The following is a 20,492-nucleotide window of genomic DNA, read 5'->3' on the forward strand; positions in this document are numbered from 1 at the left end:
CTATTTTACTTTACTCATTTTCCGCTTCAATTTCTGCAATCATTTGTACACGATTGGCATGTCTGCCGCCTTCGAACTCTGCATCCAGCCATTCTTTAACGATCATTTTAGCCAATTCACTGCCAATGACACGAGAACCAAAAGCCACAATGTTGGTATTGTTGTGTTCTTTTGACAATTTGGCTGAGTACGGTTCACTACAAACAACGGCACGAATGCCTTTGACTTTATTTGCAGAAATCGAAATACCGACACCTGTGCCGCAAATCAATATTCCTCCATCAAACCTACCACTAGCCACTTCTTCCGCGACTTTTTTTCCATAGCTTGGATAGTCTGTTCGCTCTGAAGAATACGGACCAAAATCCTCTATTTCATGGCCTAATTCTTTTACATAATCAATAATTGCTGGTTTTAATTCGATGCCTACGTGATCACTGCCAATTGCTAATTTCATTTGTTTTGTTCCTCCTTATTGTTTTCTCTTAAATTTGTAAGAGATTCTTGATAGCTTGCTTCCTTTCCAAATAAGGCAGAAGTGCCTAATACAAAACCGACAACGCCTTTTTTATGCAGCGAAGCTACTTTCTCTGGCGAGATTGCACCGTCAACCATGATTTGATAATTATACTGGTTGGCTAACGCTGCGAGCTGGTCAATTTTTGGATCCACATAGTCCAAATATTTTTGTCCCGCAAAACCAGGGTTGACCGTCATCACCATCACATAATCGACTAAAGGCAATAACCCTTGGATACTCTCTACCGATGTTCCTGGATTGATGGCGATCCCCGCTTTCTTTCCTTTTTGGCGGATGACATCTAGTGTTCTAGCAGCTTGTTGATCGGCTTCCGGGTGGATATAGATGATATCAGCCCCTAAATCTGCAAATTTTTCTACATATTTGCTGGGCTCCTGGATCATGAGATGGACATCGACTGGTTTATCAGTTGTGGCTCTGACAAGCTCAAAGTCCTGTAGCCCCATACCAAAGTTTGGAACAAAACTGCCGTCCATAAAATCCATGTGAAAAATATCGGCACCGGCCGCTGATAATCGTTGTGTATCCTTTTCTAAATTTGAGAAGTCCGCACACATCATTGAGGGACATAATAATAAGCTCATCCTTTTCCTCCTTGAGATAACGATTACCCATCGGTCAAAAAAATATTTGAGTAATCGTTTTCCTTTTGTTAAAGCTAATATAGCACCCTCTTTTAGTGATGTCAATCATTTTTTGCGCGATTCATGTTGAATGACTGGGTCAAATATGAGAAAATATGATGAAACAATCGTTTGAAGTGATAACGATTACTCAAAGGAGAAACCCATGAAAAATTACTCTATCAAAGATATTGCTGCTATCGCAGGTGTTTCTGTGGCCACGGTCTCACGGGTGATCAATGACAATGGTCGTTTTTCAGAAGAAACCAGAAAAAAAGTCCTGCAAGTGATTGAAGATACCGGTTATAAAATGAATTATACTGCCAAGAATCTAAGGATGAATAAATCTTTTTCGATTGGTATTTTAGTACCTGATATTAGCAATTATTTCTTTGCGACAGTGGTTCAGCAGTTAGAAGAGAGCCTATTTGATAAAGGTTATTCAACCATCATCTGCAATACCTCTCGCAGTTTAGAAAAAGAACGGGCTTATTTGCGAATGCTAGAAGGAAAAGGTGTTGATGGGTTGATCGTGATTTCTGGCGCCGAGGCCTTTGAATTTGATTCTTCTGGTTCTGACAAAAAAATTCCCTATGTTTGTATCGACCGTGAGCCAAAGATCAAAGCAGATACGATCTTTATTTCATCGAATCATTACCAAGGCGCATTTGAAGCGACAGAAGAATTGATTCGCTCAGGTTGCCTTCATCCAGTCATTGCCATGCACAATCAAAAGTCAACAAGTGCGAAAGAGCGGTTGAAGGGCTTCAAAGATGCCCTCAAAAAAAACAATATCGTTTTTGTCTCCCACAAACATCTGCTGACACTTTCTTTGGATGAGGCCCATTTTCCGCAAAATATTGCCTCATTTCTGGCAGAAAATCCGACAGTTGATGGCATTTTTTCAATCAATGATTTGATTGCGTTGCAACTGTTGGCTTATTTCCAAAAGCACGATGTATCTGTTCCCTCTCAATTGAAATTGATTGGATTTGATGACACGATATCAGGTCAATATACGACTCCGACATTATCTTCTGTGCGCCAAAACACAACTTTGATTTCTGAGCATGCAGCAGAAGCTTTGTTAGGTTTGATCAATAAAGAAGGTGCCTTAAACAGAGAAATTATGGTCCCTGTAACATTGGTCTTACGAGAATCGACACGATAAAACAACGCAGGAAGGACTCACACTTTGTGTCCTTCCTGCGTTGTTTTGTTTTTATCTTCTGAAACCGGACAGGCACAATGACAGTCCGAACAGCTATCTTTTCTGAGCATTTTGACAATAACCTTTGCGGTATACCCAAATATCAACAATGCGATGATAATCGTTGCGATCATTTGCTCCCTCCTATGACTTGAATCGTTGGGGTCGTTTGATGGATTGGTTTCTTCACCAGCGCAAAAATCAGACCGCAGATAAAGAGAACTGCGATACCTGTTCCTAGCGTTAAAGATCCGCCTTCAAATAGGACATGCCCTAGCTGATAGACAACGAAACTGGCACAATAGGCCAATCCACATTGATAGCTGATAGCCAACCAAGTCCATTTGCTGTCGCCCATTTCACGATGGATCGCACCGATGGCAGCAAAACAAGGCGCGCATAACAAGTTAAAAATCAAAAATGAATAGGCCGCAACTGCTGTATAGTCATTTCTCAACAACTGCCAGATTTCATTGCCACTTTCTGAGATTTCTCCTGTTTGTCCATAGAGGATACCAAATGTGCCAATCACATTTTCTTTGGCAATCAGCCCAGTGATCGTTGCCACCGTTCCCCGCCAAGTCCCCCAGCCTAAAGGTGCAAAAATAGGGGCCATCAAGCGACCGGCTGCTGCCAAAATACTTTGATCCTCCGTCACCCTCGCCAGTGAAAAATCATAACTTGAGGCAAACCAGATCAATACACAGGCGGCAAAGATGATCGTTCCTGCTTTCTTGACAAAGGCAATACCGCGATCCCAGGCACTCTTGAAGACGGATGACACCTGCGGTAAATGGTATGCGGGCAATTCCATGATGAACGGCGCAGGATCACCAGCAAATAACGCTGTTTTCTTTAAAACGATACCAGATACAACAATTGCGGCCATGCCAATAAAATAGGCCGATGGCGCAACCCACGTACGACCTGGGAAAAAGGCACCGGAGATCAACGCGATGATCGGTAATTTCGCAGAACAAGGCATAAAGGTCGTCACCATGACTGTCAAGCGCCGGTCTTTTTGGTTCTCGATCGTGCGACTAGCCATAACACCAGGTACGCCACAACCAGTGGCAATCAACATGGGGATAAAGGATTTCCCAGACAAGCCGAATTTACGGAACAGCCGATCCATCACAAATGCGATTCGCGCCATATAGCCGCAATCCTCCAAAATTGCCAAACAGAAAAACAACACGAAAATCTGCGGCAAAAAACCTAATACTGCCCCGACACCAGCAACGATCCCATCTTGGATCAATTCCTGCATCCACTGTGCGACATGCCATTGATTCATCCATTGATCAAGAATCTCTGGGATCCAAGATCCGAATAAAACATCATTGACCCAATCGGTACCAATCGTCCCCACTGTCTGGATCGACAAGTAATAGATCAACCACATAAAAAATGCGAAAATCGGCAGCGCCAGCACACGATGGGTCAATAAGCGATCAATGTTGTCACTGATCGATAGTCGCTGGTCTTCCTGGCGGATAACAGCCAATGAAAGCAGGTCTTCAATAAAGCCATAACGTTCATTCACCAATATGGCATCACTGCTTTCTTTGAATATCATCTCTGCGATGGCGATCGTTTCAGCGATTTCTTTTTGCTGTAGAGGCGTTAAATCGATCTCTTGTGTGACCAACGGGTCTTTCTCAAATAGTTTGATCGCTGTCCATCGCCGTTTTGCTTCAGATAAATCAGCTGGCAATTGATGACCAATTTCAGCTAAAGCCGACTCCAGTCGTGGATCATACCTGAGAATGGCGGCTTGTTTTTTTGCAGACTGTTTGGCCGTGGACATCATTTTTTCCATTCCCTGCTGCTTTAAGGCGCTGATTTTCACGACGGATATGCCTAAGCCATAGGCCAGTTTGTCAATATTCAGCTGAATGCCTTTTTTCTTCAACAAATCACTCATGTTAATGGCGACAACGATGGGCAATCCCATTTCTAACAGTTGCAGCGTAAGATACAAATTTCGTTCTAAGTTTGTCCCATCTACGATATTTAACACCGCATCGATCGATGCTTCTTGCAAGTAATTGCGGGAGATGACTTCTTCTGGTGTATATGGAGACAATGAGTAGATGCCTGGCAGATCCTGGATCGTGATCAGCTTATCTTTTTTGTATTTGCCTGACTTACGTTCAACTGTTACACCAGGCCAATTGCCAACGGTCTGTTTTGCACCAGTCAACTGATTAAAGGTACTTGTTTTGCCGCTATTGGGATTACCGACCAACGCACATTGCAACTGCATCTTACACCCCCTCCTTTTCAACAAGAATGTGGGCCGCTTCATCTTTACGCATTGACAACTCGTATCCCCTGATCCGAATCTCAATCGGATCTCCGAGTGGGGCCAACTTGACAACTTTTAGGGGAACTTTTTTCGTCAAGCCCATATCCATGAGTCGGCGTCGTAGCGCCCCCACGGCAGCAATACTGGTTATACGCGCTTCTTCTCCGACGACCAATTGATCTAAAGAAGTGATTGTTTTCTCTTGCAGGATTGGCGTGACATCGATTCTTTCCATCACGGAGGTGTCTAATGCAATCCGGTTGTCTTGATATAAGAGGATTCCCCCTTGATGATTCTTTTGTAAAATGATGACTTCTGATCCCTTACGCAACCCCAAATCATGAAGATGGGCTGTTACGGATGGTTCTGTCCGGATCGAATCGATCCGGTAGGTAGAGGAACCCTGAGTTTGCGCCATTTTCATCTATTTATACGCCTCCTAGCAAATCATTGTGTGATAAAGCACAATCAAATGAGAATGATTATCATTATAATAGAGCCGATTATACTGAAAGTCAATGGTCTATTCGATTTGATTTGACATTCACTTCACAATCAAATTTTTTTTTAATCATTCCGTTTGCATATCGCCTTTCTACCATGAGGATAAAGCCCGATTCCATCCTATTTTAGCGTAAATATTCCTTGTATAAAAAACGTGTTAACACTATAAATAGTGTATGCGATTTTCACAAGCACAATATATAGTGTTTTTCCGTTGACTTTCTCCGAGAGTTATTTATACTAATGTTTATAGAGAAATTACGTGGAGGAATGACACATGAATATTAAATTATTTTCTAAAAACAACTGCATGCAATGTAAAATGGCCAAACGCTTTTTAAGCGAAAATCAAATCGCTTTTGAAGAAGTAAATATTGACAATGAACCAGAAGCTTTAGAATTTTTGAAAGAACAAGGGTTCCAAAGTGTACCTGTCATTACATCTGACGCACAAACAATCATTGGTTTCCGTCCAGATCAATTACGTCAATTGGCGAGCTAAGATTTTTTTCAATTCGCTGCTTTTTGAGGGATTTGTCAGTCGCAAGACCGCAAATCCTTTTTTATACGTACAAAATAAGAAAAGAGGTTAGCCCGATATGAGCTTGAAAGAAATCAAAGATGTCAGCTATTTCAAATTAAATAATGAAATCAATCGTCCAGTCGACGGTCAAATTCCATTGAACAAAGACAAAGATGCTTTGGCGGCATTTTTTAAAGAAAATGTTGAACCCAATACACTGACTTTTGCGACTGCAATGGATAAAATCAATTATCTTATTGAACATGACTACTTAGAAGAAGCATTTATCCGAAAATATGACCCAGCTTTTATTGAAAAATTATATCAATTCTTAGACGACCAACACTTCACCTTCAAATCATTTATGGCTGCCTACAAATTTTATTCGCAATATGCCTTAAAGACCAATGATGGGACTGCTTATTTAGAACGTTATGAAGACCGGGTTGCTTTCAATGCACTGTACTTTGCGGATGGCAATGAAGAATTGGCCTTAAGTTTAGCTGATGAAATGATTTATCAACGATACCAGCCAGCAACACCTTCTTTCTTGAACGCTGGCCGTAAACGCCGGGGCGAATTGGTGTCTTGTTTCTTGATCCAGATCACCGATGACATGAATGCGATTGGGCGCGGGATCAACTCTGCACTGCAATTATCGCGGATCGGCGGCGGTGTCGGTATCACCCTTTCTAACTTACGTGAAGCTGGCGCACCAATCAAAGGATACGAGGGTGCAGCAAGCGGCGTGATGCCTGTGATGAAATTATTTGAAGATAGCTTCAGCTATTCGAATCAATTGGGACAACGTCAAGGTGCCGGTGTGGTGTACTTAAATGTCTTCCACCCAGATATCATCAGCTTCTTATCTGCAAAAAAAGAAAATGCTGACGAAAAAATCCGTGTCAAAACGTTGTCACTAGGTGTGATCGTCCCTGATAAGTTTTACGAATTGACCCGCAAAAATGAAGATATGTATTTATTCAGTCCATATAGTGTAGAAAAAGAATATGGTGTACCCTTCTCCTATGTGGATATCACCAAAGAATACGACAATCTGATCGCGAACCCACGGATCCGCAAAACAAAAATCCGTGCGCGAGATTTAGAAAACGAAATTTCTAAACTACAACAAGAATCAGGTTATCCTTATATCATCAATATCGATACAGCCAATCGTGCAAATCCAATTGATGGCAAAATCATCATGAGCAACCTATGTTCTGAGATCTTGCAAGTACAAGCACCTTCTGACATCAATGGCAAACAGGAATATGACGTCCTTGGTACGGACATTAGTTGTAACCTCGGTTCAACCAATATTGTTAATTTGATGGACAGCCCTGATTTTGGGCGCTCTGTGAAAGCGATGACCCGGGCCCTTACATTCGTCACAGATGCTTCAGATATCGATGTTGTGCCTTCGATCCAAAATGGCAATGCCTTGAACCATACCATTGGTTTAGGTGCCATGGGCTTGCATACCTATTTCGCCAAAAATCAAATGCATTATGGTTCTCCAGAATCGATTGAATTCACGGATCTTTACTTTATGCTCTTGAACTATTGGACATTGGTTGAAAGCAATGCGATCGCTAAAGAAAAAGGCGAAGTCTTCCACAACTTCGAAAAATCAGCCTATGCAGATGGCAGCTATTTTACACGCTACATCGAAGGTTCATATCAACCTACCTCTGACAAAGTCAAAGCATTGTTTGATGGGATTTTCTTGCCAACTGGCGAAGACTGGGCAGCGCTCGCGCAAGCTGTCAAAGAAACTGGTTTGTACCACCAAAACCGTTTAGCAGTAGCGCCGAACGGATCGATTTCTTATATCAACGATACGAGTGCAAGTATTCATCCTATTACCCGAATGATCGAAGAGCGCCAAGAAAAGAAAATCGGGAAAATCTATTATCCTGCGCCTTATTTAAGCAATGATACGATTGGGTACTACCAGTCCGCCTATGATATGGATATGCGTAAAGTGATCGATGTCTACGCTACTGCCCAAAAACATGTAGATCAAGGAATGAGTATGACTTTATTCATGCGCTCTGATATCCCAGAAGGGCTGTATGAATGGAAAGAAACCACCAAACAAACAACCCGTGATTTGAATATTCTGCGTCACTATGCGTTCCATAAAGGCATCAAATCGATTTATTACGTACGGACCTTTACCGACGATGCAGAAGAAATCGGCAGCAATCAATGTGAAAGCTGCGTGATTTGATCGTCTCTCACGCATCACATGCAGCAGCCAGCCGTTCATGATCAGAGCAGCTGGCTTCATGCGTACAATCAGTATTGGAGGAAATGAGTATGGGTAAAACCTATTATGAAGCAATCAACTGGAATGAGATCGAAGATATTATCGACAAATCAACTTGGGAAAAATTGACCGAACAATTTTGGTTAGATACCCGTATCCCTTTGTCTAATGATTTAGATGACTGGCGAACCCTTTCTGCTTTAGAAAAAACTACTGTCGGTTACGTATTTGGCGGATTGACTTTATTGGACACCGTCCAGTCTGAAAGTGGAATGGATCAACTGCGCAAAGATGTGCGTACCCCCCATGAAGAAGCAGTCTTGAACAACATCCAATTCATGGAATCTGTCCATGCCAAAAGCTATTCATCGATCTTCAGCACATTAAATACCAAAGCTGAAATTGCGGATATCTTTGAATGGACCAATACCAATCCATTTTTGCAAAAGAAAGCAGAACGCATCAATGAGATATACAAAAACGGTACGCCTTTAGAGAAAAAAATTGCCAGTGTTTTCTTAGAAACTTTCTTGTTTTATTCCGGTTTTTATACGCCCTTGTATTACTTGGGCAATAACAAATTAGCCAATGTTGCTGAGATCATTAAACTGATCATTCGCGACGAATCTGTCCACGGCACCTACATTGGGTATAAATTCCAATTAGGCTTCAATGAATTGCCTGCAGACGAACAACAAGCCCTCAAAGACTGGATGTATGACTTGTTGTATGAGCTGTATGAAAACGAAGAACGCTATACCGAGGAATTATATGACGAGATTGGCTGGACTGAAGAAGTAAAAACCTTCTTACGCTATAACGCCAATAAAGCGCTGATGAACTTAGGGCAAGATCCATTGTTCCCAGACACAGCCAATGATGTCAATCCAATCGTCATGAACGGTATTTCTACTGGTACAAGCAACCATGACTTCTTCTCGCAAGTCGGTAACGGCTATTTGCTCGGCTCAGTAGAAGCCATGAAAGATGATGACTACTTGATTGGCTTAGATTAGACGATAAAAATTAAACAGCCAATGATCAACGTATTCAGTTGATCATTGGCTGTTTTTTATTTGCGTTGGTCACGTATGAATGCAATCGTTTCTGTCAAACAAGCGCGCGCCTCTTCTGTCTGAAAATCAAATTGATATTCGTGGGTCACTGTCTTTGGATCATCTTGATAAAAGCGAGAAGTCACAGGAACTGCCAACTCAATCAATTGTTTAGAAAAAGCAAGCCCTTGTTCTTCAAAGGAATAGGCATTGCCATCGGTGATGTAACTCGGAGGAAATGTGACTGTCAGTTTGTCTACTAAGGATATTTGCTGCAATTCAGCACTCGTTTGCCATTCTTTGCGGCCCAGCAGCGACCAAGCAACTGTATGCACAAAAAATTTCATAAAAGCATCATCTGATGATACAGCGGCAGTTTGCTTTAGATCTAACGGTGCGCAATAAGAAATAAAGCCCTTGATTGCCTGGGCATCCACATCTTGCTCGATGTGCATGTCATTGGCATAGCCTTTATTGGTTTGAAGTGCAACATATTGTCCGGCAATTTGCCCGCCAGCTGAATCGCCGCCAAAAAACAACTGACCAAAATCAATCATAGGATATGCGTCCGCTGATGTCGTTAAATCCTGGACAGCTTGCTGCATTTGCAAAACCTGACCGGGATACTGCAAGTCCGGCGCAGTTTCATAGTTGAGAGACACAACGGCGACTTGTGCTTTGTCCGCAATATAGGCCGCAAATTCTTCTACACCTTCCTTATCGCCGCCCACATAGCCGCCACCATGCATCCAAAACAATACAGGGACTGGTGTATCTATATTCTGCGGGTAAAACAAATCGAAGGTATTTTGTTTATATTCTGACTGGTAATCGAGATCCTTTTTTACAGAAATATGGTTCAGGCTCGCTTGATAGGCAGCAGGGTCTTTGATCGTCACTTCTTGATTGAACATGCGTCCAATCAAGAAGGCGCCAGGCCGAGGGGACAATTGGAATGCCAAAAAAACACCACTTACGCATAAAACAATCCCCACTAAGATCCAACATAATACACGATAGCCTCTCTTCACTCCTGCACGCCCTCTCATCATTGTTCTTTCATTAAACCATGTCGTGCTATGCTTTTCAAATGAAAAAAAGGATACCCTTAGGCATCCTTTCCAATGGTTTATAAAGGCAACATCATGAATAATCCAGCAGCCAACGCAGCGCCAATGAATGGGCCAACGATTGGTACAAGTGCGTATCCCCAATCAGAAGTTCCTTTGTTTTTGATTGGTAAAATCTGATGGGCAATTCGTGGACCTAAGTCACGGGCTGGATTGATCGCATACCCTGTTGGTCCACCTAGAGAAAGACCAATTGCGAGAATCAAGATCCCAACTACGATAGGATTCAATCCGTCTGTAAAGGTATTGGCACCGAAAGCCAATAAGCCAAAGACCAAAACAAATGTGCCAATCACTTCTGTCATTGTATTAGACACGAGATTTCTTACCGCTGGACCAGTCGCAAAAGTTCCTAAGATCGCACCTTGATCGTCAGTCTCATCCCATAATGGCAAGTAGTTCAACCATACAAGTACAGCACCAACAATAGCACCAGCGACTTGCGCCAACATAAATGGTACAGCTAATGCCCATTCAAAGTTTCCTGTCATCGCCATCCCTAAAGTTACAGCCGGATTCAAATGGGCAGGTCCCATAAATCCTGATGCATAGACAGCAATCGTCACGGCCGTAGCCCAGCCCATGGCAATCACGATCCAACCAGATGCCTCAGCCTTGCTTTTTTTCAAGTTAACTGCCGCACACACCCCATCACCCAACAAAACCAAGATCGCTGTACCTAAAAACTCACTAAATATCTGTGTTGCATCGCTCATTTTATTTTCCTCCTTTTAAGGCAGTCAAATCAGACTCGGCAATGACTTGATCCATTTCTTCCACATATGCTGTTTTCTGCGCTTCATCCCAACCAAAGTAATCAGTCATCGCTGCAACGACACCCGCTTTCACTTCATCCAGCGTATCTCTCATAAATAAGATATGGTTTGTCCGACGCAGCAGATAATCTACTGGGGTCAATACCAGTTCTTCATGCAATGCATAATTCAATGCGGTGCTTTCTTTTTCATCTAGTCCTTCAAACGTTGTTTTGTAGGTCAACACTTTCGGCAAGTTAGACCCATAAAGATTTGCTAAATAGGTAGCAGCTGCCTCATCAAATCCAGCAGCTTCTGCTTCTGACGCTAAACGAGCCAACGCTTCTTCCACATTTGACGCATCGATCTCACCACCGGAAACCGGATACTTGGTTGAATCGACCAAATCAAACGTTCCCCCTTGTTCTTTCAACAAAGTATGGATGCGTTTGACTGCACCTTCTGCCATCAAGCGATAATCCGTGATTTTCCCACCAGCCAAGGTCAATAACCCATCTTGTGACCGCTCTAAACTACTGCCGCGAGACACCTGTGACGGATCTACTTTATTGGCTTCGATCCGTTTTTCTGCATCCTTGACCGCTTTTTCAACTTGTGGTTTTTGCCGGTCGTCCGCTAAGTATAGTTTGACACTTTCAACGATTTGATCAAAGCTTTCATCTGTCAACTCGCTTTTTGATCCGCCGTTATAGTCAGAACCACCATTGGCGGTGATCAAAGGCCGTAAGCCTGCCCAACTGGCTTCAATATCATCGATCGTCACAGCAGCTTCTGGGAACCGTTCGTTGACAATCCCTAACAGATAATCAACATCTTCTTGTGTCACTGTTGGATGGGCAAAATCGCCTGTATAATCCGTATCTGTTGTCCCAAAGTAGGTCTTGTTCTCTCTCGGAACCACAAAAACCATCCGGCCATCATTCTTGCCGGTATCGAAATAAGTCGGTTGCGGCACTTTAAGTTTTTCGCGATCGACGACCAAATGGACCCCTTTTGTCGGGCGCATTTGTGGGGGCAAATCATCATTGCTGTCTAATTTTCGGACGATATCAGACCATGGGCCTGTTGTGTTGATGACAACTTTGGCATGGACTTCAAAAACTTCTTTGGTGAGCTGGTCCTCTGCATTGACACCATTGATCGTGCCGTTCTCATCATGGAGAATCCCGATGACCTTCGCTTTACTGATCATTGCTCCGCCATCAGCCTGTGCCCGCTTGATATTTTCGATCACCAGACGTGCATCGTTATTGCGAAAATCAAGATAGACACCGCCGCCTACCAAATTTTCAGCTTCCAGTTGTGGTTCTCTTTCTAAAACTTCTTCTTTTGATAAAGTGTAGTTTTCATATTTTGATCCTGTGACATTCGCTAACCGATCATACAGATCCATCGCAACTTTCACAGAAAACATCGAGAAGGTTGCACCAGGTTCATCATAGATTGGCAGCAGCATCGGATCTGGTTTGGGGATATGCGGGGCAATCTGTTGGACGATGGCGCGTTCTCTAACTGTGTCAGCGACCACTTCAACGTCAAATGTTTTTAAGTAGCGAATGCCACCATGTACCAATTTTGTTGAACGAGAAGATGTCCCTTCAGCAAAATCCTGCATGTCCAATAAAATAGTCTGCATGCCAGCAGCAGCGGTTTGCACCGCTACCCCAGCACCTGTGATCCCGCCGCCGATCACCAGCACATCATAGGTGGTCTCTTTGGCTTTTTCGATGGCTTGTTGACGCTCTTTGTATGAAAAAGTCATGGCTATTCGCCTTCTTTCTTCGCTTTAAATTTAAAGACTTGAGTTGCAGCGACCGCTTGTTTCCATCCTTCATATAGATTTTCTCGCTCGTCGTTGTCCATTTCCGGTGTGAAGGTTTGTCCTTCTTCGGCCATCGCTTTCAAATCATCTAAATCTTTCCAAAAACCAACAGCTAACCCAGCTAGATATGCCGCACCTAGCGCTGTGGTTTCAAGATTCGCTGCCCGTTGGACATCAATATCTAAAATGTCCGCTTGGAATTGCATCAATAAGTCATTCTTCGCTGCACCGCCATCGACTTTTAACAGTGGAATATCGATGCCAGAGTCTTTTTTCATCGTATCGATAACATCTTTTGATTGATACGCGACTGCCTGCAATGTTGCCCGTACAAAATCTTCTTTGGTTGTGCCTCGGGTCAGTCCAAAGACAGCGCCTCGTGCATCTGAATCCCAGTATGGTGCGCCTAATCCTGTAAAGGCTGGCACGACATACACTTCATTGTCGCCTTTGGCATTGGCAGCCAATTCTTCAGATTGCGGTGAAGTTTCGATCATTTTCAAGCCATCTCGCAACCATTGGATGGCAGAGCCAGCAACAAAGATACTTCCTTCTAATGCATAATAGACTTTGCCATTGATCCCATAGCCAATCGTCGTCAAAAGATCATTGTCTGACAGTTGCGGTTCTTCGCCAGTATTCATGACAATAAAGGCGCCGGTACCATACGTGTTTTTGATCATCCCTTTTTCAAACGCCATTTGCCCGAACAAAGCAGCTTGTTGGTCCCCTGCCATACCAGCAATAGGCACTTCACTGCCATAAAAATGATAGCTGCGGGTGTGACCGTAAACTTCTGAATTGCTTTTGACTTCTGGCAGCATTGAACTTGGAATATTTAAAATATCTAAAATTTCTTGATCCCACTCTAGTTTATGAATGTTGTAAAGCATTGTTCGGCTGGCATTGGAATAATCTGTCACATGGACTTGTCCATCGGTTAATTTCCAGACGAGCCAAGAATCGATCGTGCCAAACAGCAAGTCACCCTTGTCCGCTTTTTCTTGTGCACCTTCCACATTGTCTAATAACCAGCGGATTTTTGTTGCAGAGAAATAGGCATCGATCACTAAACCGGTTTTTTCATGGATCATATCTTTATGGCCATCTTCTTTTAATTGATCCGCGATAGGCGAAGATTGGCGTGACTGCCAAACAATCGCATTGGCGATGGGCTGGCCAGTGTTTTTGTCCCAGACAACAGTTGTTTCACGTTGATTGGTGATCCCAATACTTGCGATTGCTTCAGGACGAATCCCTGATTCAATAAAGGCACCTGCAATAACAGATTGAACGGAGTTCCAAATCTCATTGGCGTTATGTTCTACCCAACCCGATTTAGGAAAGTACTGTGGAAATTCTTTTTGAGAACTGCCGACATTTTTCCCATTGCGGTCAAAAATAATTGCTCTTGAACTTGTCGTCCCTTGATCGATCGCCATAACATAATTTTTTTCTACCATTTTATTCGCTCCCTTTAATTTAATACGTTATTGATAACGTTTTCTTTCATGTCTTTACTATAACGGAAATTCAAGTATGCAACTCGTCAACTTTTTTTGAATTTTTGAAGAAAGTGACGAAATCTAGGAATCAAAACGTTCTCGAACGATTTTTTTGATTTGCTCGATGTCGTAATTCGTTCCCAGCTCACTGATACGATACGTAGGTGTGTCTGTTTGTAAAGGATGATTCGTCAGAATCAAATCATAGGTTTTGTCGGCCGCATAGGTTTCTACCACTACTCCGTTTACATTTTTTAAATACAGCAGCCACATATAATAAACTGCTTCTTTAAACAACTCATCCATCTTCAAGGCAATCCCTACGCGAAACGCGCGATTGATTTGATAATCGATGATGGCAATGACACTGAGGTACTTGACCTTTGTCATTGCAAGCAAGCTATTCTGCGGGTTTTCTTTGATCTGCATATCCGTCGTCGCCGCATGCAGCAGTTTATCGCTGACTTGCTGGATGTTGCGGCTTGATAGTTTGGCTTCGAGCTGCCAAATATTATGTCGATCAAATACTTCAATATCACCTTGAAAAAAATAGATGCGACTGTGGATCTGAGACAAATGAAAGTAACAAGCTGCCTCGATTTCCCGCGGCACAGGTTTGGGCCGATATAGATGTAAAATGTGTTCCAAAATCAAGGTATCGGTCAACGCTGTCGGCGTAAAACGCGAGCGCTGCAGCATGTATGTCCGAAAGTCCTGCTCCGAGAAAATGGAGAAAGACAGCAGGAACACGAAGTGAAGCATCGCCTCCTCTTCACGTACTTCAAAAGCAAAGTGACCAAAGCTCCGGAAAACCAATTCCCGCAATTGCTGATACAACGAATCCTTCAAATAGGGGGCCATTTTATGCCGCAATTCCTGATATGATTGACCGCCTGTTTTTAAACGTGCTTTCATAATATACAGCCATAAGGACAAGCGCTGTTGGGCTTCTTCAGAAAAAGTAAACTGCAGTCCTCTGGCAATCAGCCCGATAAATTTTTCGTCGATCGCCATTGGCTGATTGCGTAAAGCAGAGACATGCCAAAACAATTCAAAATAGAAATAGCGAATCTGCGGCTCCTCTCCTGTGATCTTGCCTTGCCAAATTTCTAGCCCAAATTCTTTCAACAGTCCATTCAGCTCTTTGATTTTTCTAAATAGCGAAGATTCACTGACTGCTAACTTTTGTGCCAAAGGAATCATTGCAGTCTCTTGATGTTCTAACAAGTGGACCAAAATTTGAACCTTGATCGCCTCTTGATAAAAATCTCCCTCGATTTGACTCAAGGAAAAAGAAGGGACCATTTCATAGACTAAGTAGTTGTCTTCGTAGGATAATTGACATTGACCTTGATACTTTTGCAGCACTTCCATGAGTTCTTCAGCGTACTTTTCTAATGACGGTTTACTGATGTTGAGGTACAAGGCCATTTCCGAGAGGGACAATTTGCCGCCAACCAACAACAGTTTTTTTAGCAATTGTAATTGTTTGGCTTCTTTTTTTTCCAATAATTGATCAAGTTTCATTGGCGTCCCCCTTTGACCAACTGAATGTTTCATCAGTGACAGACGAAAATTTAGGCTGGTAGAAAAAGTCTTTCTGCGCCAACTCAGCAAGGGTTGCCTCCTTTTCGATCGCAAATGCGAGTAGATTGATTTTCTCTAGGATGTTGGCTTTTGATAACAATTGCGCCCCCAATAATCGTTGACTCTTGGCATCAATAATAAATTTCCCGTAAATAACGGTTGATTCAAAGAGAGACACTTGTGATTCAACATGATGACAGGCTATATCGTCTTCATAGAAGAATCGATCTGATTCTGTCAATCCGGTACTCGCTAAGTACCAGTCAAAAAGTTGTGTGCCTACTGTCCGCAAGCCACCTCTAAAGGGGGTCTTTTTTTCTCTTAGATTGCGGGCAGCTGCTACACCTGATCGGATGGCATTGTTCACCAATGGCATATAGGTTCTATCTTGGGTGACACCATGCGGGATTTGGATCAAGTCACCCACTGCAAATACATCTTGATGGGAGGTTTCCAAATAGTCGTCTGTCCAGATCGTTTGATCGCTGTGGCGACGAAAGGCTGTAAAGGCTGGTTGCGTACTAGGATGGACATTGACCGTTGTCAGGACTAAATCACTGTCGATGACCTGTTTCGCCGTTTCGACTTGAAAACCAGTATCTGTTTGTCTGATGGCTAATGTTGGCTCAGACCAATAAAAGTCCAACTTAGGTATTGTTGCCAAAGTTTCCAGAAATGGCGCCAAAAACGTTTGATCAAAATATTTGAACAAGGGGTAATCCATCGATTCGATCACCGACACTGATTTCCCAATCGACACCATTGTATTGGCTGCCTCCATACCCGCTTGGCCTGCGCCAACGATGCTCACAGAATCAGCGTGAGCCAAGCGATCAATAAATTGCGCAGCACCAGCAAATTCTTTGTATGTTAAATGGGATTCATCTGGTTGCGGCAAAATCTGTGAATCTTGGCTCGATCCCGCAGCTAAAACCAAGCGATCGTAGCTGACACTGCGTTGATCCGTTTGTACTATATGTTTTTCCGGTATAATGTCAACAACCGATTCTTTCAGAGCCACGTCAATCCCTTCTGCCCGCAGTTGCGTTGCAGTGTAGAAGTAGGCATCCTGTAAAGAGGGCATCCGTCCTTCGATATACAGCAGCATACCGCTAGGAATAAAGCCTATCTCGTCTTTCTTTTCAATCAATAAAATGTGCGCTTTTGGATACAAGCGCCGCGCTTCTCGTGCGCAGCTGATTCCACCAAAAGAGCCACCTATAATCACGATATTCATCTTGATCACCTCATACTATAAGCTTAATTGAAACGCTGTCATTTGACGAGTAAAAAGCAACCGAATCTACTATTTTACACAAAGTGCGCGAAATGTGCTGCTTATGCTACACTATAAAAAAAGGGGGAATTCCATTGTTGCTCTTTTATCAGCTGGCTTTAAGTGTACTATTTAGCAGTTTGGTGGCTTTCACTGCTTTATTTTTGCGTTGGCTCACGCCGTCAGGAACGGTAGCCGCTATTCTTTCAGGTACCTTGATCATGGTTTGCGGTCCTTGGTACAGTATTTTCTTGATTGGCTTCTTTTTTATGAGTTCTGGCATCATCAGCATCGCCAAACGAGCTATACAGCCAACGGAAGTTTCTTATGTAAATAAAGGCAGTCAACGCGACCTGTTCCAAGTGCTGGCCAATATTCTGCCCAGTTTGATAGCCTTGTGTTTATATCAGTTTTTCCAAATAGATGCTTTTTTGCTGGCCTACGTTGCGGGAATCGCTAGTTGTACCGCTGATACATGGGGATCGGATATTGGTGTCTTGAGTCGAAAGCCACCGCGTCATTTGCTTTCAGGGAAACGATTGGCACCTGGTCTCTCCGGTGGCGTCAGCTTGCTGGGTACTTTCGCTTCATTCACCGGCAGCGTCCTGATCACTGCTGTTTACGCTGTCTGTGTATGGCTCAGCGGCAAATCCTTCCTACCTAGACAGCTGCTTCTATTGATTGCTCTGGGCTTTTTTGGTAGTTTGATCGACAGTCTTTTGGGGGCAACGATCCAGGTTCGCTATCAGTGCCCTGTATGCGGCCAATTTACAGAGAAAAAAAAACACCATGATCAGGCAACCAAGCCCGTCAGCGGATGGACATTTATAACCAATGAAGGGGTCAATTTACTGAGTAACCTTCTGATTGTGGTCTTCGCCATCTTGCTGTTCAGCTAAAAAAATACGCCATCGGCGCTTGTCATAAGCCGTGGCGTATTTTTTCTTATGCAATATCCACCAGACGGATTTTGGTGATATTTTTGTAGACTGATAGTTCTTCAATGACCTCAGAAAAACGCAATCCTTTGGGCAAATTGATGGTGTAGATATTCGTATAGACCCGATAATCTTCCATAAATTTGACGTCAAAATTAACATCTTCGATATTGATCTTTTTCACCTGAAAATATTCAGTCAAAAACTCTTTGGTTTCTGCGCGGTGGAAATACTGGATCTCCAATTTTTTGGCTGTAGGTACTTTGACGATGCGCTTCACAATGGCTAAAGCGAAAAAGATCCCCACAAAACTGCTGATAGCGATGGGATAAAAACCCATACCGATGGCAATACCCAATCCTGCGATTGCCCATAACGACGCTGCAGTGGTCAATCCAGTGACCGATCGTTTGGTGACAATGATCGTACCTGCGCCTAGGAAACCGACACCACTAACCACTTGCGCGATCAACCGCGCTTCGTCTGACCGGATGACCCCAGCTAAATTAGGATGATTCAAGGCATCCCGCATCGCACCACTCGCAATTTCAACTTGGATCAAGGCGATCACACAGGCACCCATACAAACTAAGATATGGGTCCGTAATCCGGCCGGCCGGCTCTTGTATTGCCGCTCAAACCCAATCGCCCCCCCCATAAACATTGCCAAAATGAGACGCAAGGCAATCTCAGGAATCGTTAAATGGATATCCGCCATTTCAATTCACCTCTTTATATTCTTAGTATTCTTTGTATTCACTATAGCACGCCTTTAGGCAAAAGAAAAACCAGACTCTTCAACGTCTGGTTTTCTTTTTCTTATAATTTGCTGGCTGCTGCTTCATCAATGATCACAATCACATCGTTGTGATTTTGCAAGACTGAAGCAGGTAAATGTGTCGTTACTGGTCCATCGATCATTTGTTTGATTGCATCAGCTTTGACTTCGCCAAATGCCATCAAAATGATTTTTTTGCTGCGCATGATTGATCCGATCCCCATCGAGATCGCTGTTGTAGGGACGTCTTCTACTTTGTCAAAATAACGTTTATTGGCATTGATCGTTGACTCAGTCAAGTCAACAACAGATGTCGTCCCTTCAAATGACGCACCAGGTTCATTGAAACCGATGTGTCCATTTTGGCCGATGCCCAAAATTTGGATATCGACTGGATGCGCTGCGATCACATCATCATAACGTTGACATTCTGCGGCTAAATCACTCGCTTTGCCATTTGGCACGAAAGTTTCTGAGAATGGTTTTTTGTCAAACAAATGAAGATCCATAAAGTGACGATAACTTTGATCATCTTTGCCGCCTAATCCAACATACTCATCTAAATTCACAGACGTCATCTGTGAAAAATCAACGTCACTGGCTGTCATTTCAGCATATAAGGTTTCTGGCGTGCTGCCTGTTGCAAGTCCTAGTACTTTGGCCCCATTGTTCATACCTTCTTGAATCAATTCAAAAGCTTTCTTTCCGCCTTGTGCAGCATCTTTTACGCGAATAATTTCCATAGTCAAGCGCTCCGTTCTTTTTGGTATAGTCCAATAATACCATACCTTGTTTATTTTGACAAGAATTTGTCTAGACCAGATGGGTTTTCTTTAGCTACAGAAACAAGGCAAAAAAAAAAGACAAAACCGCCGAAGCTGGTTTTGTCTTTAGTTGGTGCGAATGACTCGTGTTTACCAGTTGGTATAAACATCAATACCACTATGACCAACACCCGTATCGTACACTTTATAAGCGCCTAAAGAAGATTGACCGGTTGATCCTTTGGCTTGATTGTCACTTGCTACGACGATATATCCATCTGTATCGCGAATCGTTCCATCTGATGCAACGTGACGTCCTGGGATCGATAAGCCGCCGCCAGGCAATACTTTTTGAGAATAGTAAGACTCTCTCACACCATTATAGTAATTGATCCCGTCTACCGGATTCAATACACCTGATCCGGCGCCTGGTGTGCTTGATTGTGTTTGACTGTTAGTTGCAGCTGCTGTATTCTCCTCAGCCGTTTGGCTTTGCGTTTCAGTTGGCTCCGTTGTACTACTTGAAGTCGTTGTACGATCAACAGGTTGTCCATCGCTGAAGATCAGCAATGTTTCGCCATCAAAAATCAAGTTAGGGTCTTCGATCGAGTCATTCAATGATAGAATATCGTCAATCGTCGTTTGGTAAGTTGCTGCCAAGCTAGATAATGTATCACCTGGTTCAACAACGTGGGTTTGTTCGTCTGCAAAGGCAACTGATGTCCCTGCGAATAACCCGAATCCTGCAACAAGTGTAAATGCGAATTTTTTCAAATGAAAAAACCTCTCTTTGAATTATTTGTCCCTATGTCGGGCACAATTAACAGAATAACATGACAATGTTGCACGCATGTTGCAATCCGATTGGACAATA

At 43.0% G+C, this 20,492-nt stretch carries 19 protein-coding genes; 5 read left to right on the plus strand and 14 right to left on the minus strand.

Going from position 1 to position 20,492, the window contains the following annotated elements; translation table 11 throughout:
• Nucleotides 1-10: 10 nt before the first annotated feature.
• Complete coding sequence (gene rpiB, locus AEQ18_RS14805) at nt 11-457, minus strand: ribose 5-phosphate isomerase B (RefSeq protein WP_054117130.1); 447 nt, start codon at nt 455-457, stop codon at nt 11-13.
• On the minus strand, nt 454-1,125 hold the full coding sequence (gene rpe / locus AEQ18_RS14810) for a ribulose-phosphate 3-epimerase (RefSeq protein ID WP_054117131.1): 672 nt from the start codon (nt 1,123-1,125) through the stop codon (nt 454-456). Before rpe ends, rpiB begins: the two co-directional genes overlap by 4 nt.
• A 205-nt stretch (nt 1,126-1,330) precedes the next feature.
• Here rpe and AEQ18_RS14815 point away from each other — a divergent pair, with 205 nt between their 5' ends.
• Nucleotides 1,331-2,335 carry a LacI family DNA-binding transcriptional regulator gene (locus AEQ18_RS14815; RefSeq protein WP_054117132.1) on the plus strand — a complete coding sequence of 335 codons (1,005 nt, stop codon included), beginning with the start codon at nt 1,331-1,333 and terminating at the stop codon, nt 2,333-2,335.
• A 17-nt stretch (nt 2,336-2,352) separates the two neighbouring features.
• Here AEQ18_RS14815 and AEQ18_RS15640 read toward each other — a convergent pair whose 3' ends face one another.
• From AEQ18_RS15640 to AEQ18_RS14825, 3 genes are read right to left on the minus strand one after another with little or no spacing between them, the layout of a single operon-like run.
• On the minus strand, nt 2,353-2,508 hold the full coding sequence (locus tag AEQ18_RS15640) for a FeoB-associated Cys-rich membrane protein (protein ID WP_152911930.1): 156 nt from the start codon (nt 2,506-2,508) through the stop codon (nt 2,353-2,355).
• Nucleotides 2,505-4,643 carry a ferrous iron transport protein B gene (gene feoB, locus AEQ18_RS14820; protein WP_054117133.1) on the minus strand — a complete coding sequence of 713 codons (2,139 nt, stop codon included), beginning with the start codon at nt 4,641-4,643 and terminating at the stop codon, nt 2,505-2,507. The genes AEQ18_RS15640 and feoB overlap by 4 nt, the downstream gene beginning before the upstream one ends.
• A 1-nt stretch (nt 4,644) precedes the next feature.
• Nucleotides 4,645-5,109: a ferrous iron transport protein A gene (locus AEQ18_RS14825; protein WP_054117134.1), complete on the minus strand. Its 465-nt coding sequence runs from the start codon at nt 5,107-5,109 to the stop codon at nt 4,645-4,647.
• Between the two features lie 357 nt (nt 5,110-5,466).
• On the opposite strand from AEQ18_RS14825, the gene nrdH reads away from it, so the two are divergent.
• The 3 genes from nrdH to nrdF all read left to right on the plus strand — a co-directional run bounded on the left by nrdH (nt 5,467) and on the right by nrdF (nt 9,003).
• Nucleotides 5,467-5,691, plus strand: a complete 225-nt coding sequence (nrdH, locus tag AEQ18_RS14830; protein WP_054117135.1) for a glutaredoxin-like protein NrdH — start codon at nt 5,467-5,469, stop codon at nt 5,689-5,691.
• 97 nt (nt 5,692-5,788) lie between these two features.
• Entirely contained in the window at nt 5,789-7,948 is a 2,160-nt protein-coding gene (nrdE, locus tag AEQ18_RS14835; RefSeq protein ID WP_054117136.1) for a class 1b ribonucleoside-diphosphate reductase subunit alpha, read from the plus strand.
• An 89-nt stretch (nt 7,949-8,037) separates the two neighbouring features.
• Nucleotides 8,038-9,003, plus strand: a complete 966-nt coding sequence (gene nrdF / locus AEQ18_RS14840; RefSeq protein WP_054117137.1) for a class 1b ribonucleoside-diphosphate reductase subunit beta — start codon at nt 8,038-8,040, stop codon at nt 9,001-9,003.
• A 56-nt stretch (nt 9,004-9,059) separates the two neighbouring features.
• Here nrdF and AEQ18_RS14845 read toward each other — a convergent pair whose 3' ends face one another.
• The 6 genes from AEQ18_RS14845 to AEQ18_RS14870 form a co-directional block, all read right to left on the minus strand.
• A complete protein-coding gene (locus AEQ18_RS14845) occupies nt 9,060-10,091 on the minus strand; it encodes an alpha/beta hydrolase (RefSeq protein ID WP_054117138.1) in 1,032 nt (343 codons plus the stop codon).
• A gap of 80 nt (nt 10,092-10,171) precedes the next feature.
• On the minus strand, nt 10,172-10,888 hold the full coding sequence (locus AEQ18_RS14850; protein WP_054117139.1) for an MIP/aquaporin family protein: 717 nt from the start codon (nt 10,886-10,888) through the stop codon (nt 10,172-10,174).
• Nucleotide 10,889: 1 nt separating this feature from the next.
• On the minus strand, nt 10,890-12,710 hold the full coding sequence (gene glpO, locus AEQ18_RS14855; protein WP_054117140.1) for a type 1 glycerol-3-phosphate oxidase: 1,821 nt from the start codon (nt 12,708-12,710) through the stop codon (nt 10,890-10,892).
• Nucleotides 12,711-12,712: 2 nt separating this feature from the next.
• Nucleotides 12,713-14,233 carry a glycerol kinase GlpK gene (gene glpK, locus AEQ18_RS14860; protein ID WP_054117141.1) on the minus strand — a complete coding sequence of 507 codons (1,521 nt, stop codon included), beginning with the start codon at nt 14,231-14,233 and terminating at the stop codon, nt 12,713-12,715.
• Nucleotides 14,234-14,356: 123 nt separating this feature from the next.
• On the minus strand, nt 14,357-15,802 hold the full coding sequence (locus AEQ18_RS14865) for a helix-turn-helix domain-containing protein (protein WP_054117142.1): 1,446 nt from the start codon (nt 15,800-15,802) through the stop codon (nt 14,357-14,359).
• On the minus strand, nt 15,792-17,099 hold the full coding sequence (locus AEQ18_RS14870; RefSeq protein WP_054117143.1) for an NAD(P)/FAD-dependent oxidoreductase: 1,308 nt from the start codon (nt 17,097-17,099) through the stop codon (nt 15,792-15,794). Before AEQ18_RS14870 ends, AEQ18_RS14865 begins: the two co-directional genes overlap by 11 nt.
• A 134-nt stretch (nt 17,100-17,233) precedes the next feature.
• Between AEQ18_RS14870 and AEQ18_RS14875 the strand changes: the two genes are divergently transcribed.
• The gene (locus tag AEQ18_RS14875; protein ID WP_054117144.1) at nt 17,234-18,037 is read left to right on the plus strand and encodes a DUF92 domain-containing protein; all 804 of its coding nucleotides are present in this window, start codon (nt 17,234-17,236) and stop codon (nt 18,035-18,037) included.
• A 46-nt stretch (nt 18,038-18,083) separates the two neighbouring features.
• Here AEQ18_RS14875 and AEQ18_RS14880 read toward each other — a convergent pair whose 3' ends face one another.
• From AEQ18_RS14880 to AEQ18_RS14890, 3 genes are all read right to left on the minus strand, one after another.
• The gene (locus AEQ18_RS14880) at nt 18,084-18,794 is read right to left on the minus strand and encodes an MgtC/SapB family protein (protein WP_054117145.1); all 711 of its coding nucleotides are present in this window, start codon (nt 18,792-18,794) and stop codon (nt 18,084-18,086) included.
• A gap of 101 nt (nt 18,795-18,895) precedes the next feature.
• Nucleotides 18,896-19,597: a glucosamine-6-phosphate deaminase gene (gene nagB, locus AEQ18_RS14885; RefSeq protein ID WP_054117146.1), complete on the minus strand. Its 702-nt coding sequence runs from the start codon at nt 19,595-19,597 to the stop codon at nt 18,896-18,898.
• A gap of 171 nt (nt 19,598-19,768) precedes the next feature.
• Complete coding sequence (locus AEQ18_RS14890; RefSeq protein WP_054117147.1) at nt 19,769-20,392, minus strand: LysM peptidoglycan-binding domain-containing protein; 624 nt, start codon at nt 20,390-20,392, stop codon at nt 19,769-19,771.
• Between the last annotated feature and the right edge of the window lie 100 nt (nt 20,393-20,492).

Origin of the sequence: Enterococcus sp. RIT-PI-f (assembly GCF_001297065.1) — a bacterium.
Classification (GTDB): domain Bacteria; phylum Bacillota; class Bacilli; order Lactobacillales; family Enterococcaceae; genus Enterococcus_D.